Source organism: Sphingopyxis sp., from assembly GCF_051861155.1.
Lineage (GTDB): Bacteria > Pseudomonadota > Alphaproteobacteria > Sphingomonadales > Sphingomonadaceae > Sphingopyxis.
The window spans coordinates 78,623-92,644 of sequence record NZ_JBHYDE010000008.1; the positions used below are offsets into that span (position 1 = coordinate 78,623).

The 14,022-nt window shown below is 66.5% G+C and carries 15 protein-coding genes; 3 read left to right on the plus strand and 12 right to left on the minus strand.

Annotated elements, in window-relative coordinates:
• Positions 1-162 precede the first annotated feature (162 nt).
• The 7 genes from ACTIFP_RS14765 to ACTIFP_RS14795 all read right to left on the minus strand — a co-directional run bounded on the left by ACTIFP_RS14765 (position 163) and on the right by ACTIFP_RS14795 (position 4,593).
• Entirely contained in the window at positions 163-882 is a 720-nt protein-coding gene (locus ACTIFP_RS14765; RefSeq protein WP_439569464.1) for a DUF1428 domain-containing protein, read from the minus strand.
• Between the two features lie 149 nt (positions 883-1,031).
• Complete coding sequence (locus ACTIFP_RS14770; protein WP_439569465.1) at positions 1,032-1,703, minus strand: glutathione S-transferase family protein; 672 nt, start codon at positions 1,701-1,703, stop codon at positions 1,032-1,034.
• A 36-nt stretch (positions 1,704-1,739) separates the two neighbouring features.
• Positions 1,740-2,693, minus strand: a complete 954-nt coding sequence (locus ACTIFP_RS14775; RefSeq protein WP_439569466.1) for an alpha/beta fold hydrolase — start codon at positions 2,691-2,693, stop codon at positions 1,740-1,742.
• A 30-nt stretch (positions 2,694-2,723) separates the two neighbouring features.
• Positions 2,724-2,942, minus strand: coding sequence for a DUF4287 domain-containing protein (locus tag ACTIFP_RS14780; protein WP_439569467.1), 219 nt, complete (start codon positions 2,940-2,942; stop codon positions 2,724-2,726).
• Entirely contained in the window at positions 2,939-3,358 is a 420-nt protein-coding gene (locus ACTIFP_RS14785; protein WP_439569468.1) for a DoxX family protein, read from the minus strand. The genes ACTIFP_RS14780 and ACTIFP_RS14785 overlap by 4 nt, the downstream gene beginning before the upstream one ends.
• A gap of 26 nt (positions 3,359-3,384) precedes the next feature.
• Positions 3,385-3,822, minus strand: coding sequence for a VOC family protein (locus tag ACTIFP_RS14790; RefSeq protein ID WP_439569469.1), 438 nt, complete (start codon positions 3,820-3,822; stop codon positions 3,385-3,387).
• Between the two features lie 69 nt (positions 3,823-3,891).
• On the minus strand, positions 3,892-4,593 hold the full coding sequence (locus tag ACTIFP_RS14795; RefSeq protein ID WP_439569470.1) for a TetR/AcrR family transcriptional regulator: 702 nt from the start codon (positions 4,591-4,593) through the stop codon (positions 3,892-3,894).
• A 142-nt stretch (positions 4,594-4,735) separates the two neighbouring features.
• Here ACTIFP_RS14795 and ACTIFP_RS14800 point away from each other — a divergent pair, with 142 nt between their 5' ends.
• Complete coding sequence (locus tag ACTIFP_RS14800) at positions 4,736-6,244, plus strand: YifB family Mg chelatase-like AAA ATPase (protein ID WP_439569471.1); 1,509 nt, start codon at positions 4,736-4,738, stop codon at positions 6,242-6,244.
• Positions 6,241-6,540, plus strand: coding sequence for a DUF1905 domain-containing protein (locus ACTIFP_RS14805; RefSeq protein ID WP_439569472.1), 300 nt, complete (start codon positions 6,241-6,243; stop codon positions 6,538-6,540). Before ACTIFP_RS14800 ends, ACTIFP_RS14805 begins: the two co-directional genes overlap by 4 nt.
• On the opposite strand, the gene ACTIFP_RS14810 is transcribed toward ACTIFP_RS14805, so the two are convergent.
• The 3 genes from ACTIFP_RS14810 to ACTIFP_RS14820 are packed head-to-tail and all read right to left on the minus strand — an operon-like array spanning position 6,527 to position 8,373.
• Positions 6,527-6,748: a DUF2945 domain-containing protein gene (locus tag ACTIFP_RS14810; protein ID WP_439569473.1), complete on the minus strand. Its 222-nt coding sequence runs from the start codon at positions 6,746-6,748 to the stop codon at positions 6,527-6,529. The two genes, ACTIFP_RS14805 and ACTIFP_RS14810, sit on opposite strands and share 14 nt — an antisense overlap.
• Before the next feature lie 22 nt (positions 6,749-6,770).
• Positions 6,771-7,217, minus strand: a complete 447-nt coding sequence (locus ACTIFP_RS14815) for a bactofilin family protein (protein WP_439569474.1) — start codon at positions 7,215-7,217, stop codon at positions 6,771-6,773.
• On the minus strand, positions 7,171-8,373 hold the full coding sequence (locus tag ACTIFP_RS14820; protein ID WP_439569475.1) for a M23 family metallopeptidase: 1,203 nt from the start codon (positions 8,371-8,373) through the stop codon (positions 7,171-7,173). Before ACTIFP_RS14820 ends, ACTIFP_RS14815 begins: the two co-directional genes overlap by 47 nt.
• Before the next feature lie 231 nt (positions 8,374-8,604).
• On the opposite strand from ACTIFP_RS14820, the gene ACTIFP_RS14825 reads away from it, so the two are divergent.
• On the plus strand, positions 8,605-10,011 hold the full coding sequence (locus ACTIFP_RS14825; RefSeq protein ID WP_439569476.1) for a methyltransferase family protein: 1,407 nt from the start codon (positions 8,605-8,607) through the stop codon (positions 10,009-10,011).
• Between the two features lie 33 nt (positions 10,012-10,044).
• On the opposite strand, the gene ACTIFP_RS14830 is transcribed toward ACTIFP_RS14825, so the two are convergent.
• Both ACTIFP_RS14830 and ACTIFP_RS14835 read right to left on the minus strand, forming a co-directional pair.
• Entirely contained in the window at positions 10,045-12,321 is a 2,277-nt protein-coding gene (locus ACTIFP_RS14830; protein ID WP_439569477.1) for a TonB-dependent receptor, read from the minus strand.
• A gap of 320 nt (positions 12,322-12,641) precedes the next feature.
• Positions 12,642-14,015 (minus strand): glutamate--cysteine ligase, encoded by a 1,374-nt coding sequence (locus ACTIFP_RS14835; protein ID WP_439569478.1) that lies wholly within the window; start codon positions 14,013-14,015, stop codon positions 12,642-12,644.
• Between the last annotated feature and the right edge of the window lie 7 nt (positions 14,016-14,022).

Genomic DNA, 14,022 nt, shown 5'->3' on the forward strand with positions numbered 1-14,022 from the left:
TCCCATTCATCTGCGGCGTCGCCGATCCTCCCTGAGGCGCAGCCATGGGGAGGTGGCAGCCCGCAGGGCTGACGGAGGGGCCGGGGCGCGCCGCCGCGGCCCCTCCACCCCTTGCTTCGCAAGCGGTCCCCTCCCCATCGCTTCGCGACGGGCAGGATTAGCTCACGCCTCGACGATCGGGGCAAAGCCGCCGTAGATCATGCGCTTGCCGTCGAACGGGACTTCGCTGCCATCGGGCTGCATCCGTTCGTCGGCCATCACCTTTTCCCAGCCGGCGACGCGCGCTTCCTTGCTCGGCCATTCGACCCAGCTGAACACGACGGTTTCGCCGTCCTGCTTGTGCGCGGCGCGGGCATAGTCGGTGACTTCGCCGCCGGGGACATCGTCGCCCCACGCCTCGACGACGCGCGTCGCACCATGGTCGCGGAACACCGCCGACGCCTTTTCGGCCAGGGCGCGATACGCGTCCTTGTTGCCGTCGGGCACCGGCACCAGATAGCCGTCGACATAGCCCATCGCGCCATCGGCGCGGTCGTCGACGATCGGGGCGAACCCGGCATAAAGCATGCGCGATCCGTCGAACGGCATCGTGCCGCCCATCTCCTTCATCCGCGGATCGCTCATGATCTTTTCGTTTGCCGCGTCGCGGGTCGCGCGGTCGGGATATTCGAACCAGCTGAACACGACGGTCTCGTCGGGCTTGGCCTGCACCGCGCCCTTGAAATCATTGACCTTGCCGTCGGGGACGTCGTCGCCCCACGCCTCGACCATCCGCGTCGCGCCGAATTCCTTGAACAGCGGCGCGGCGCCCTCGGCATGTTTGCGATACGCTTCCTTGTTCGCGGTCGGCACCGCGACCACAAATCCTTCTACATACGTCATCTTCTCTCTCCTTCTGCCCCCTCTACATCCCCTCCCCTTCAGGGGAGGGGCAGCGAGACTTGCCAGCTTGCTGGCTAGTCGCAGCGGGGTGGGCTTATGGCCGCACACCCCACCCCAACCCCTCCCCTGAAGGGGAGGGGCTATTCTCGTCAGGCGGGTGGACCCGCCTCTTCACTGAATGCGGCGAGCTGCGCCGCCAGCGCGCGCTGGAACGCCGGGCGCGCCAGACAGCGGTCGAGATAGGCCTGCAATCGCGGCTGTTCGGCGATCAGCCCGGCGTCGATCGCTTCGCGCAGCACCGTCGCCATCGCGATGTCGGCGACGGAAAAGTCGCCGGTCAGATAGTCCTTGTCGCCGATCGCATCGTTCAGGCGGCCGAGCCGACCCTGGATGAATTCGATCAGGCTGGGGCGGCGCAGCTTCGCCCACTCCTCGTCGGCGGCAAAGATGTCGACATTGCCCAGTTCGAACAGCATCGGTTCGACGCTGTTATAGGCGGCGAACAGCCACGCCAGCGTGTTGGCGCGCTCCTGGCTGTCGCGCGGCAGCAACCGCGCATCCTTTTCGGCGAGGTGGAGCAGGATCGCGCCGCTTTCGAACAGGCGGATGCCGCCGTCGTTGAGCACCGGCACCTGTCCCCACGGCTGGAACAGGAAATGGTCGGCGGGACGGTTGACCGCGCTGATCAGATGCTCGGCATAATCCAGCCCGATCTCTTCGCACGCCCAGCGCGGGCGCAGGTCGCGGACATAGCCGCGGGCGAAATCGGGCACCCAGTCAAAGGCGGTGATTTCCAGCTTGGCGTTCGGATCGACAGACATATTCGCTCTCCTTGGCTTTCGGTTGGCCGTTCGGGGTCAAAAGGCCGGCATCGGCGGCTTGGCATCGTCGAGGAAGGCGGTGACCATCGCGGCGATCGCCGGCACCTCGCTCATGATGCCGATATGCGACGTCGCCGGCAGGATCGCGAGGCGCGCCTTGGGGGCTTCGGTCAGGAAACCCTGCGTCGCCGCGGCGACGTCGCCGCCGCCGCGCAGCTTGAACAGGGCGATCGCATGATCCAGCGTCACGCCGTCGGCATCGCCGATGATCACCATCGTCTTGCCCGGGATCGCGCGGACCTGGGCGTCGGGAAAGGCAAACGGCGTCGCGTCGAGCGTCTTGATATTTTCGACCAGCTTGGGGAATTTTTCGGGGGTCGGCGACAGGCGCTTATATTCGGTGTCGATGATGGTGTTCGCGAAAAACTCGGGCTTGATCGCGGCGATGCCTGCCAGCACTTCGGGATACCAGCCGTCGAGCCGCGACGTCGCCGACAGGACGACCTGTTTGCCGACCATGCCGGGGTGCCGGATGGCGAGCGCGACCGCGGTCGACCCGCCCATCGAATAACCGACAACATCGGCCTGCTTCACGCCGAGCTTGGTCAGCACCGCGGCGGCATCGTCGGCCATCTGGTCATAGCTGAGCGTGCCGTCGACCCCGCCCGAACGGCCATGGCCGCGCGCGTCGATCGCGATCACCGGGCGCGTCGCGGCCAGCGGATCGATCAGCGTCTTCATCGCGTCGCCCGACATGAAGGCGCCGTGGAGCATCAGCAGCGGGGTCTTGCCGGCGGCAAGGTCGCCATGGACCTGGTAATGGATGCGCGCGCCTTGCACATCGACATGGCCATCGCTGGCGGCGGCCGGGGTTGCGGCGGTTGCGGCGACGGTCGCGCCCGCCTGGGCCTGCGATGGCGTCGGCAGGGCGGCGACGGCGAGCAGCACGAAGGCGGGGACAAGGCTGCGGAGCGGGGAGGGATAGGTCATCGAATTGTTCCTGTTTTGACAGAGCGGGGGTTAGGATCGTTTGCCCTTGAGATAGGCGACGATCGACATGGCGTGGCCGTGGCCCAGATCGAAATCGGCCTTCAGCCAGTCGATCACCGCGCCCGGCTTGATGCCGGGTGCCAGGCCGTTCGGGTCGGCCAGCCCCTTGGCGATCGCGAGCGTCTTCAGATCGTCGGCCGATTTGCCGGTCTTGGCCTCGACATTGTCGAGATAGGCTTGAAAGCTCATGCGCTTGCTCCTGCGTTCAGCGGGATCAGCGCGCGGAGGCGCGGATCGCGCAGCCACAGCCCGCCCCACAGCATCAGGCCCAGGTACACCCCGAACAGGCTGTGGCTGAACAACGGGCTGTCGATACGGACATGGGTGGCAATCGCGCCGCCGAGATAGCCGGTGACCAGGATCGCACCGAGGATCGCGGTGCGCGGCCAGATATACAGCAGCGTCGGGATCAGCAGCAGCACGCCGAGCATCGTCATCGTGCCGACGTCGAGCGGCCAGCCGAGCCCGGGCGGGCTATATTTGATCGCGGTCTCGGGCGACACCAGCTTCAGCCCGGCGTCGACGAGCAGGAAGAGGATCACCAGGCCGCTCAATATGCGGCCCGCGATCAACTGGCCCTTGGCGGGGGTCGTATCGTTGGTCATCCTCTTCCTCCTTCTCTCGGCCTGGGTCAGGCGGTGGCTTCGGCGGGTTCACCGGCGGGGATCGCGGCGGGGTCCATCCACATCACTTCCCAGATATGGCCGTCGGGATCCTCGAAGCTGCGGCCGTACATGAAGCCGCCGAAATCCTGCGTCGGGGTCGGGTCGGCCTTGCCGCCCGCGGCGGTGGCCTTGGCGACCTGCGCGTCCACATCGGCGCGGCTGTCGGCCGACACGCACAGCAGCACCTGCGCGGTCGTGTGCGCGTCGGGGATCGCCTTCGACGTGAAGGTCGCCCATTTGTCGTGCGTCAGCAGCATGACGTGGATCGACCCTTCCTGAACCACCATGCACGCGGCGGTGTCGTCGGTGAAGGCGGGGTTGTTGACCGCGCCGACCGCTTCGTAAAAGGCCTGCGACCGGGCAAGGTCGGTCACCGGCAGGTTCACAAAAATCATCTGGGGCATCGTTCTTCTCCTTGGGTTGGGGTGTTACAGGTCAGCGCCGGGGCGCTGTGGGGGCAACTACGTGTCGGGTCATGGCGCGCCTCGCTGGTCGAACAGCATGCGGACATAACGCTTCAGGTGGGTGACGCTTTCCCGGGCAATCGCCGGGTCGTTCGTCGTTTTGGCCAGAATGAAACTGCCTTGCAGTACCGCCTGGACATGCTGCGCCAGCCCGAGCGCGGTGACCCCGTCGGGGGTGCCGTAACGCGCCATCGTCGCCTCGATGTCGGGGGCCAGCGCGTCGCAATAGGCGGCGATGCTCGCTTCGCACGCGGTGCGGATCGCGTTGCTCGTCGCAAAGGCTTCCTGCACCATCGTGCCGACGAAGCAGGTAAACTCCTCGACCGGGCCGTCGAGCATCGCAAAGCGGAAATCGATATGGCCGAGCAGGCGGGCGAGCGGGTCGCCCAATTTGGTGTGCGGCGGCATTTCGAACATCGGCCGTGCGCGTTCGGTCCACGCCTCGGCCGCGGCGACCGCCAGCGCTTCCTTCGACGCAAAATGATGAAAGAAGGCGCCCTTGGTGACCCCGGCGGCGGCACAGATCTGGTCGACCGTCGTCGCGGCATAGCCCTGTTTGCGCACCGTCATATGCGCCGCGGCGATCAGCTTGTCGCGCGCGCTGCCCCGCGCCGCGCGCGGCGCGGGGGTGCCGCCGCCCGCGTGGGGGACGTCGCGGGCGGCGGCGGCGGGGAGCGCCGTGGGGGTGGAAGGGGGTTGATTCGTCGTCATGCGAATCAACATACCGACTAGTTGGTATGTTGTCAAACACCAAAGTTGCCCCACGCTGCGCGGCACTTTCGCCAACATCCGAAAAAGACTCGACCTTCCCCGCCATTGCCGTCAAAAGGACAGGAACAAACAGGGGACATTCATGGTCGCGATCGTTTCCACCGTCGCCTATCTGGGGCTCGAGGCGCGCGGGGTCGAAGTGCAGTGCCAGATCACCCCGGGCCTGCCGCGCTTCGTCGTCGTCGGCCTGCCCGACAAGGCGGTCGGCGAAAGCCGCGAGCGGGTGCGCGCCGCGATCGCCGCGATCGGGCTGGCGCTGCCGCCCAAGGTCATCACGGTCAACCTGTCGCCCGCCGACCTGCCCAAGGAAGGCTCGCACTACGACCTGCCGATCGCGCTCGCGCTGCTCGGCGCGATGGGGGTCGTCGATCCCGAAACGCTCAGCGGTTATGTGGTGGTCGGCGAACTCGGCCTCGACGGCCGCGTCGCCGCGTCACCCGGCGTCCTGCTCGCGGCGCTTCACGCGGGCAGCCAGGACCGCGGGCTGATCTGCCCGGTCGCGCAGGGGCCGGAGGCGGCGTGGGCGGGCAATGTCGAGGTGCTCGCGGCGCCCGACCTCTTGTCGCTGCTCAATCATTTCAAGGGCAACGCGCTGCTGCCGCCGCCGCGCCCGGGCGAGGCCGAACCGCCTCGGCGCATCGCCGACCTGGCGCAGGTGAAGGGGCAGGAAGTCGCCAAGCGGGCGCTCGAAATCGCTGCCGCGGGCGGGCATAATCTGTTGATGGTCGGGCCGCCGGGGGCGGGCAAGTCGCTGATGGCGGCGTGCCTGCCCGGCATCCTGCCTGACCTTGACCCCGCCGAAGCGTTGGAAGTGTCGATGATCGCCTCGGTCGCGGGCGGGCTGGAGGGCGGGCGGCTGGTCCGCGCGCGACCATTCCGCAGCCCGCACCACAGCGCATCGATGCCGGCGCTCGTCGGCGGCGGGCTGCGCGTGCGGCCGGGCGAGGTGAGTCTGGCGCATCTTGGCATATTGTTCCTCGACGAACTGCCCGAATTTCAACGCACCGTCCTTGATTCGCTGCGCCAGCCGCTGGAGACGGGCGAGGTCAGCGTTGCGCGTGCCAATGCGCATGTGACCTTTCCGGCGCGGGTCCAGATGGTTGCGGCGATGAACCCGTGCCGTTGCGGGCATCTCGGCGACCCGGCGCTCGCGTGCAGCCGCGCGCCGCGCTGCGCCGCCGATTATCAGGCCAAGGTGTCGGGGCCATTGCTCGACCGCATCGACCTGCATGTCGAGGTGCAGGCGGTCAGCGCCGCCGACCTTGTCCTGCCGCCGCCCGCCGAGGGTAGCGCTGAAGTCGCGGCCCGCGTCGCCGCGGCGCGCGCGCGGCAGACGACACGCTATGCCGAGCACCAGGCGCGCACGAACGCCGAAATCGACGGTGAGCTGATGGAGGCGGTCGCGACCCCCGACGATGCCGGACGCAAGCTGCTGGCGCAGGCGGCCGAGGCGATGCGGCTGTCGGCGCGCGGCTACACGCGCATCCTGCGGGTGGCGCGGACGATCGCCGATCTGGCGGGCGCCGCGGACGTCGGGCGCATCCATATCGCCGAAGCGCTCAGCTATCGGCGGCAGGCGCCGCGCAATTGAGGCTCGCCTTCGAAGCCGCAATCATCGAGTGGCGCGGCCCGCCGCCCTATCTGTTCGCCGCGGTGCCCGATCATCTGGTCGGTGAGGTGCATTATGCCGCCCGCGAAGCGAGCTATGGCTGGGGCATGGTCCCGGCGACGGTGTGGATCGGGGGAACCGAATTCACCACCGCGCTATTCCGCCGCGGCGACACCTATGTCGTGCCGATCAAGGTGGCGGTGCAGCGCGCCGAGGGCGTCGGGCTGGGCGACCGAATTGCCGTCACGATGCAGATCGGCCGCGTCAGTCGGCGCTGAGCTCGCTGCCCAGTTTCAGCACCTCGCGCCCGTCGATCATTTCGATCAGGTAGGCGGGGTTGGCGGGCGACCCGTTGCGGACGATGCGCGCACCCTTGATCACCCGTTCGACGCGCTGCTCGAAACGCGCGGCGACGCGGCCATGGCCTTCGCCGCGGCCCCACGCCCAATGCACATGGGTGTCGATGTCGAACTGCGGCGCGGTCATGCCATCCCGGCGCGGGACGGGGTCAGATGCCGAGCGCCGACTTATTCTCGACGACTTCCAGCGGGGGCGGCGCTTTCGCGGCCATCGCGCCGTGGCGGCGGTGCGACAGCTTGCCGTCGACCTTGCCGCCGTTTTCGATCGTGATCGTCTCGTACGTCACGTCGCCGGTGATCCGCGCGGTGGCGTGGACGATCAGCGTCTTGGCCTCGATCGACCCGTCGAGCAGGCCCGCGATTTTTGCGGTCTCGGCGCTCACGGCGCCCTTGATCTCGCTGGCTTCGCCCTGGACCAGATTGGCGCATTTCAGGTCGCCTTCGATCTTGCCATCGACGTGCAGGTCGACGCTGGCGGCGACATTGCCGGTGACGACGACGTCCGATCCCAGGATCGAAAAGGTCGTGTGACGCGCGCCGGTCGCCATTTTAGCGGGCACCGCGGGCAGTGATGGCACCGACTCGCTGTCGGGCATCGTCTTTGACTTCGAGAACATCGGCTTTGGCCTCCAGGAAGCGGCGCGGGTTGACCGCGACGCCGTTCAGACGGACTTCGAAATGCAGGTGGCTGCCGGTCGAACGGCCGGTCGAGCCCATTTTGGCGATTTGCTGGCCGGCGGCGACTTCAGCCCCGACCTTGGACGTAAAGCCCGACAAGTGGGCGTAGCGGGTCATGATGCCCTGGCCATGATCGACCTCGACGACATTGCCGTAACCCGCCTTGACCCCGACAAAGCTGACGCGGCCGGGGGCGGCGGCGAGGATCGGGGTGCCGATCGGACCGCGGAAATCGAGCCCGGCGTGCATCGCGCCGGCGCCGGTAAAGGGATCGCTGCGATACCCGAAGCCCGACGACATCATCAGCACGTCGGCGGGATTGCCCGACGGGACGGCGACGAGGGTGCGTTCGAGCACTTCCATGCGGAACAGTGCGCCTTCGAGCGCGGCGAACGACGGGCCGAGCGCCTTGGCCTTGCCCATGCGGCCCTTGTACGGGATGAACGGACCACCGCGGCCGGTTGCGGCGCTGCGGACGATCGCGGCGGGGTTCAGCCCGAGCTTGGCGACCGCGTCCTCGGCATTTTCGGCGCGGATGTTGACCGCGGCGAGCAGGCGGCTGGCAAAGCGTTCCTGCCGCGCTTCGAGCCGGGCGAGCGCCTGCGCTTCGGGGGGCAGGTTCGGGTCGATCGCGCTGGTCTTGATCGGGGTGGCGGTGGCCGGTTCGGCGGTTGCTGTGGCCGGCTGTGCGGCAATGGCTTCGGGATCGATGCCGAAATGGCTTTCGGCGACACCTTCGAGCAGCGCCTGCCGTTCTTCGAGATCGGCGGCGGTTTCGGCGACGCGATCGCGATATTGGGCGATGCGCTTTTCGGAGGCGGCGGCGGCGGCCTGTTGCTGCGCGACGGCGGCGCGCTCGTCGGCGGTGAGCAGCTGGTTGATCAGCACCGCGAGCGTTGCACCGGCCCAGGCCAGCAGCACGACCCCGGCGATCAGCGCGACGCGCTTTTGCCAGACGGCGCTGATCCGCAGGAACCGGACATGTCCGTGCGTGCGAACGAAGATTTCATGGTCCTGAAACAGCGCAGAAAAGCGCTGGCGCCAATGGCGCAGGCCCGTGGATTTCGATGACAAGTGGCGACCCCATCTTGTTGTTCTGTGGAGCCCTCCGCCCCGATTGATGGGCGCCTTAACAGGCCGATTGCGGCACGGCGAATCTTTGCGGGCCGACTCGCGCCGAGTCGAACCGGGCATGCGGTGAACGGTGTCAAGCGGCGGGAACGCTGCCATTTTGGCGAGAAATCGACCGCGAATCGCTAAATAATATTGACGGCTTGCTTACCAATTTTTGCTAGGGCCAAGCGTATGGATTCCATCGCCAAAACCATTGCTCCCGGCGCTGATGCCGCGTCCGGCGGCCCGGCGCCGACCCGCGCCGTGCGGCCGCGTTCGGCGGTCAGCGCCGGGGTCGGCATCGTCGGGCTCGCAGGGCTGGTCGGCTATTTGCTGGTCGCGCGCTATGCGCCCGGCATCGCCGCGTTCCTCGGCATCGACTGGGGCAATCGCGGGCCGATGAGCGGGCCGAATTCGGCGATCGCCAGTGTGCTGGCGTGCGGGGTGCCGATGGTGTTGTGGTCGGTATTCGTCGATAAGGTGCACCGCAATCCATCAACCGGGATCGACTGGACGCAGCGACGCGCCTGGCGCGAGACGATCGACATCAGCCTGACCAAGCTCGCCGGGCTGTGGGCGACCTGGGGGCTGATCGCGCTGATCTATGCGACAATGCGCTATTACTGGACGGGCAATTACGCCTTTTCGATGGACCTGCTCGAACGGGTGGCGCCGTGGCTGCTGCTGGTGTCGGTGCCCTATATGCTGTGGCTCGACCGCCGCATGATCGAACCGCGCGACGGCTGTTATCAATTCGGCCGCCTGCTGATCGCGCCGGGGAAACCGGTGGATGGGCGCGCGATCGGCCATCATCTGCGCGCCTGGGCGGTGAAGGGATTTTTCACCGCCTTCATGTTGTCGATTGTGCCGGGCAATTTTTCGGCGCTGGTCACCGTGCCGATGAGCGAGGTGCTCGCCAACCCCTATATGACCGGATTGTGGGCGCTCAATTTCCTCTATCTGATCGACGTCCATATCGCGACGGTCGGCTATATCCTGACCCTGAAACCGCTCGATGCGCATATCCGCACCGCCAACCCTTACGGCATGGCGTGGGTCGCGGCGCTTGTCTGTTATCCGCCCTTCCTCCTGATGAGCGGCGGGCCGCTCGACTATCAGGTGAACGGCGCCGATTGGGGGCATTGGCTGGCGGGGCAGGAGACGCTGCTTATCGTCTGGGCGGTTACGCTGGCTGCGCTCACCGCGGTTTATAGCTGGGCGACGATGGCTTTCGGCATCCGCTTTTCGAACCTGACCCACCGCGGCATCATCACCCACGGCCCCTATGCCTTCACCCGGCACCCTGCCTATGTGTCGAAAAATCTCAGCTGGTGGGTGGGGGCAATGCCCTTCCTCGCGGTCTCCGGCGGCTGGGTCGAGGGCGCCCGCAATGTCGTGCTGCTCGCGCTGGTCAGCGGGGTCTATTATTGGCGCGCCAAGACCGAGGAGAAGCATCTCCTCGCCGATCCCGCTTATGTGGCATATTGGAACTGGGCGCAGGACCATGCGCTGGTCCCGCGCCTGTTCGCGCGGCTGACGGGGCGGCAGCGCCCGCTGATCCGCCTCGAACCCGACGAGCGGGTCGGGCCGGTGGCATAAGGCGCGCGGGGCGAACCCCGCGCGCCCGCGGCATCAGAATTTATAGCCCGCCTCGATGCCCCAGATGCGGGGTTCGTTGACGAAGCCGGTCAGGTTGTTGAAATCGATCGCGCCGACCGCCGACACGTCGTTGGTGATGTTGCGAACAAAGGCCGCGATGTCATAGCGGTCGGTCTTGTATCCGACGCGCAGCCCGCCCTCGAGCATATGATCGTCGTTGAACTCGGCCGATTCATAGAGGAAGAAATTGACCTTTGACCGGTACGCCCAGTCGGTGAAGACATAGACTTCGCCGTCGCCCACCGGCACGCCGTAACCTGCGGTCCAGTTGACGGACCATTTGGGCGCCTGCGGCAGCTGGTTGCCGTCGATCGAATAGATGCCGGGCGATCCGGGGCGCACCGGGTCGGTGACGGTGCAGCCGCCGCCGCAACCGGTGATGAACGCATTGGGGTCGTCGATCCTGGCGTTGTTGTAGCTGATCCCCGCGGTCAGTGTCATATTGTCGATCGGACGCGCGTCGAGCTCGGCCTCGAAGCCATAGCCATGGACATTGTCGACGTTGATCAGTCGCGCCGCGTTGCTGGCGCCGCCGACCGCGGTCAGCTGCGCGTTTTTGAGGTCATAGACGAAGCCCGACAGGTTGAAGCGGACGCGGCGGTTGAACTCGGTCTTGATCCCCGCCTCATACGACATGATCGTTTCGCTGTCGGCGGTGCTGATCGCATCCTGCACCGTCGTGAACACGAACAGCGCGCGGCCCTGAATACTCGGAGCGCGATACCCCTTGGCGACGCGGGCATAGACGTTGACGCTGTCCGACGCTTCGTAGCGCGCCGACAGATCCCAGGTCAGATTCTCGTCGTCGACGCTGGCGCTGCCGGTGCCGATGGCGCCGAAAAAGCCGGTGCGGTTGACGACCATGTCGCGCTTGTCATTGTTATAGCGCGCCCCGGCGGTCAGCTTGAACTGCTCGGTGACCGGCACGGTGACCGACCCGAACACGCCCCATGCGCGCGATTCCTGACGCTGGAGCGCGACGACGCTGGGGGTGGTGTCGGTCGGATTGTCATAGTTGATCGATCCGATGTCGATGTCCTCGTCGAAGTAGAAGACGCCGGCCTGGTAATCGATCGCGCCACCGTTCGACGCGATGCGGATTTCCTGGCTGAACTGGTCGAGGCTGGGCACCTGATCCTGCGACTGCGCCGGAAAGGGGATGATGCCCGGACCAGAATTGGGCAGGAAAGCCGCGCCAAAACCGCCGTCGATGTCGCCGCGGCTGTCATAATTGCCGTTCCAGTAAGCGGTGACCGAGGTGAGGGTGACCGGGCCAAGGTCGTAATCCATCGTCGCCGCGGCGTTATACAGCTCGAGCTTCTGGTAATTGATCCCGTCGGTGCGCACGACATTGCGGTCGAAATCGACCGGCGCCGCGGGGGGCTGGCCGGGGTTCTGGACGCCGGGGTAGAAGATCAGGTCGTTGCTGCCGGGGCGGAAGATGTTGGCGCGGAACACGCGCGCGGTGCCGTCGAAATTGCGATACTGGCCGGTCAGGCGCAGCTTGAACGCGTCGCTGGGTTCGAACTGGATCTGGCCGCGGATCGCGACATCTTCATAGCCTTCGAGGTCGTTCTTGTCGGGGGTCGCGAGATTGTCGACCCAGTCGCTGCGCCGCTGGTACATCGCCGACAGGCGCGCCGATACGGTGTCGGACAGATGGCCGCCCGCCGCACCTTCGACATTGATCGAATCGAAGCGGCCATAGCTGCCCTTGATGTAACCGCCATCGCGGTCGGGGCGGACGCTGTCGAACTTGACGATGCCCGCGGGGGTGTTACGACCGAACAAGGTGCCCTGCGGTCCGCGCAGCACTTCGACGCGGTCGATGTCAAAGATCGGGAAGCCCTTCAGGATCGGGTTTTCGAGCACGACGTCGTCATAGACCAGACTGACCGGCTGCGACGCGTTGAGGTCGAAATCGGTGTTGCCGAGGCCGCGGATGTAAAAGCGCGGAAAGGTGCGCCCGAACGAGGATTCGATGTTGAGGCTGGGGACGCGGCCGGCGAGCGCGCGGATGTCGCCGCCGCCCGAATTGATCGCGTCGAGCTTGGCGCCGCTGACGACATCGACCGACACCGGGATGTCCTGCAGATTTTCCTCGCGGCGCTGCGCGGTGACGATGATTTCGCCCAGCGTGCCGTCATCGGCAGCGGGGGTGGTGGGCGCATCCTGCGCGGCGGCGGGGGCAGCCCAGCCGGCCGAAGCGAGAACGAGCGCAATAGCGGTAGCGGAAGGAAAATGGCGCATGGCGAGCTTCCTGAAACAGAGTGGGTGATGGGAGAGGCGAAAAACCGCGCCCTCTTTGGCTTCGTGCGCGCGTGCGATCAATCGCGGATGCGCGCGCCGCTGACGTTCGTGTCAGCAGTGTTGCGGATTTGCTGCACTTTTGAGGGTGGCGGGCGATCCTCCCCGGCACGGGGAGGGGGACCACCGAAGGTGGTGGAGGGGCAGGTGCGTCAGCGCGCTTCGTCTCAGCGGTCGGAAACACCGCCTGTGTCCCTCCACCATGCTTCGCATGGTCCCCCTCCCCCAAGGGGGAGGATCGCTGGCGGCCGCGACGCTCGCTCCTAGAAGCTGAGCTCGTCGTAGATTTTCGACAGATCGCCGGCCCACGGCCCTTCGTAGCGGTCGAGCAGGTCGTGCGCGGGGGATTTGCCGCTTTTGGCGATGCGGCGGAGCGGTTCGAGGAAGCCGACCTCATTGTCGCCCATCGAATTGACTTCACCGCGCGCGGCGAGGCCCGCCGCCGCGATGTCGAGTACCCGATGCGCGAGGTCGCCCACCGTGCCGCCGCCGGGGGCCGGCGCGTCGAGGCCTTCGCTCGGCACCGCGTCGCGCAGGATCTGCTGCTCCTCGATGCTCCAGCCCTTGACCAGATCCCACGCTGCGTCGAGCGCGCTCTGATCATAGAGCAGCCCGACCCAGAGCGCCGGTAGCGCGCAGATGCGGTTCCATGGGCCGCCGTCGGCGCCGCGCATTTCGAGAAAGCTTTTGAGCCGCACTTCGGGGAAGGCGGTCGAGAGATGGTCGTTCCAGTCGGAGAGGCGCGGCTTTTCACCGGGCAGCGCGGGCAGTTCGCCCTTCAGGAAGTCGCGAAAGCTCTGCCCCGCGGCGTCGATATATTTGCCGTCGCGGAAGACGAAATACATCGGCACGTCGAGCATATAGTCGACATAGCGTTCATAGCCGAAACCCTGCTCGAACACGAAGGGCAGCATCCCGGTGCGCGCGGGGTCGGTGTCGGTCCAGATATGGCTGCGGTACGACATGAAGCCGTTGGGCTTGCCTTCGGTAAAGGGCGACGAGGCGAACAGCGCGGTCGCGATTGGTTGCAACGCCAGCGAAACGCGGAATTTCTGTACCATGTCGGCCTCGCTCGAATAATCGAGGTTGGTCTGGATGGTGCAGGTGCGCAGCATCATGTCGAGTCCCATCGTGCCGACGCGCGGCATATGGTCGAGCATGATCTTGTAGCGGCCCTTGGGCATGATCGGCAGTTCGGCGCGGGTCTTGTCGGGCCACATGCCGACCCCGAGGAAACCGAGCCCGAGTTCGGCCCCGACCTCTTTCACCTGTTTCAGGTGGCGGCCGGTTTCGGCGCAGGTCTGGTGGAGATTTTCGAGCGGCGCGCCCGACAGTTCGAGCTGGCCGGCGGGTTCGAGGCTGACGGTGCCGTCGCTGCCCGCAAGCGCGATCACCTTCCCGCCCTCGATCACCGGTTCCCAGCCGAAGCGGGTGAGCGCCATCAACAGGTCGTGGATGCCGCCGGGTTCGTCATAGCTCGGCGCGCGGTGATCGGCGGTGCGATAGACAAATTTCTCATGCTCGGTGCCGATGCGCCAGCGGTCCTTGGGCTTCTCGCCCTGGGCCATGGGGACCGCGAGCTGGTCGCGGTTTTCGATGATGGGATCGTTGCTGTCCGAAGCGGTGCGCGTGCTCATATCGCGC

Bases quoted from the DNA above. Each gene is read 5' to 3' on its own strand.
- ACTIFP_RS14790 (WP_439569469.1), bottom strand. From the start codon at position 3,822: ATGCCCCAGATGATTTTTGTGAACCTGCCGGTGACCGACCTTGCCCGG.
- ACTIFP_RS14810 (WP_439569473.1), bottom strand. From the start codon at position 6,748: ATGACCGCGCCGCAGTTCGACATCGACACCCATGTGCATTGGGCGTGG.
- ACTIFP_RS14775 (WP_439569466.1), bottom strand. From the start codon at position 2,693: ATGACCTATCCCTCCCCGCTCCGCAGCCTTGTCCCCGCCTTCGTGCTG.
- ACTIFP_RS14780 (WP_439569467.1), bottom strand. From the start codon at position 2,942: ATGAGCTTTCAAGCCTATCTCGACAATGTCGAGGCCAAGACCGGCAAA.
- ACTIFP_RS14795 (WP_439569470.1), bottom strand. From the start codon at position 4,593: ATGACGACGAATCAACCCCCTTCCACCCCCACGGCGCTCCCCGCCGCC.
- ACTIFP_RS14765 (WP_439569464.1), bottom strand. From the start codon at position 882: ATGACGTATGTAGAAGGATTTGTGGTCGCGGTGCCGACCGCGAACAAG.
- ACTIFP_RS14825 (WP_439569476.1), top strand. From the start codon at position 8,605: ATGGATTCCATCGCCAAAACCATTGCTCCCGGCGCTGATGCCGCGTCC.
- ACTIFP_RS14835 (WP_439569478.1), bottom strand. From the start codon at position 14,015: ATGAGCACGCGCACCGCTTCGGACAGCAACGATCCCATCATCGAAAAC.
- ACTIFP_RS14815 (WP_439569474.1), bottom strand. From the start codon at position 7,217: ATGCCCGACAGCGAGTCGGTGCCATCACTGCCCGCGGTGCCCGCTAAA.
- ACTIFP_RS14770 (WP_439569465.1), bottom strand. From the start codon at position 1,703: ATGTCTGTCGATCCGAACGCCAAGCTGGAAATCACCGCCTTTGACTGG.
- ACTIFP_RS14800 (WP_439569471.1), top strand. From the start codon at position 4,736: ATGGTCGCGATCGTTTCCACCGTCGCCTATCTGGGGCTCGAGGCGCGC.
- ACTIFP_RS14830 (WP_439569477.1), bottom strand. From the start codon at position 12,321: ATGCGCCATTTTCCTTCCGCTACCGCTATTGCGCTCGTTCTCGCTTCG.
- ACTIFP_RS14785 (WP_439569468.1), bottom strand. From the start codon at position 3,358: ATGACCAACGATACGACCCCCGCCAAGGGCCAGTTGATCGCGGGCCGC.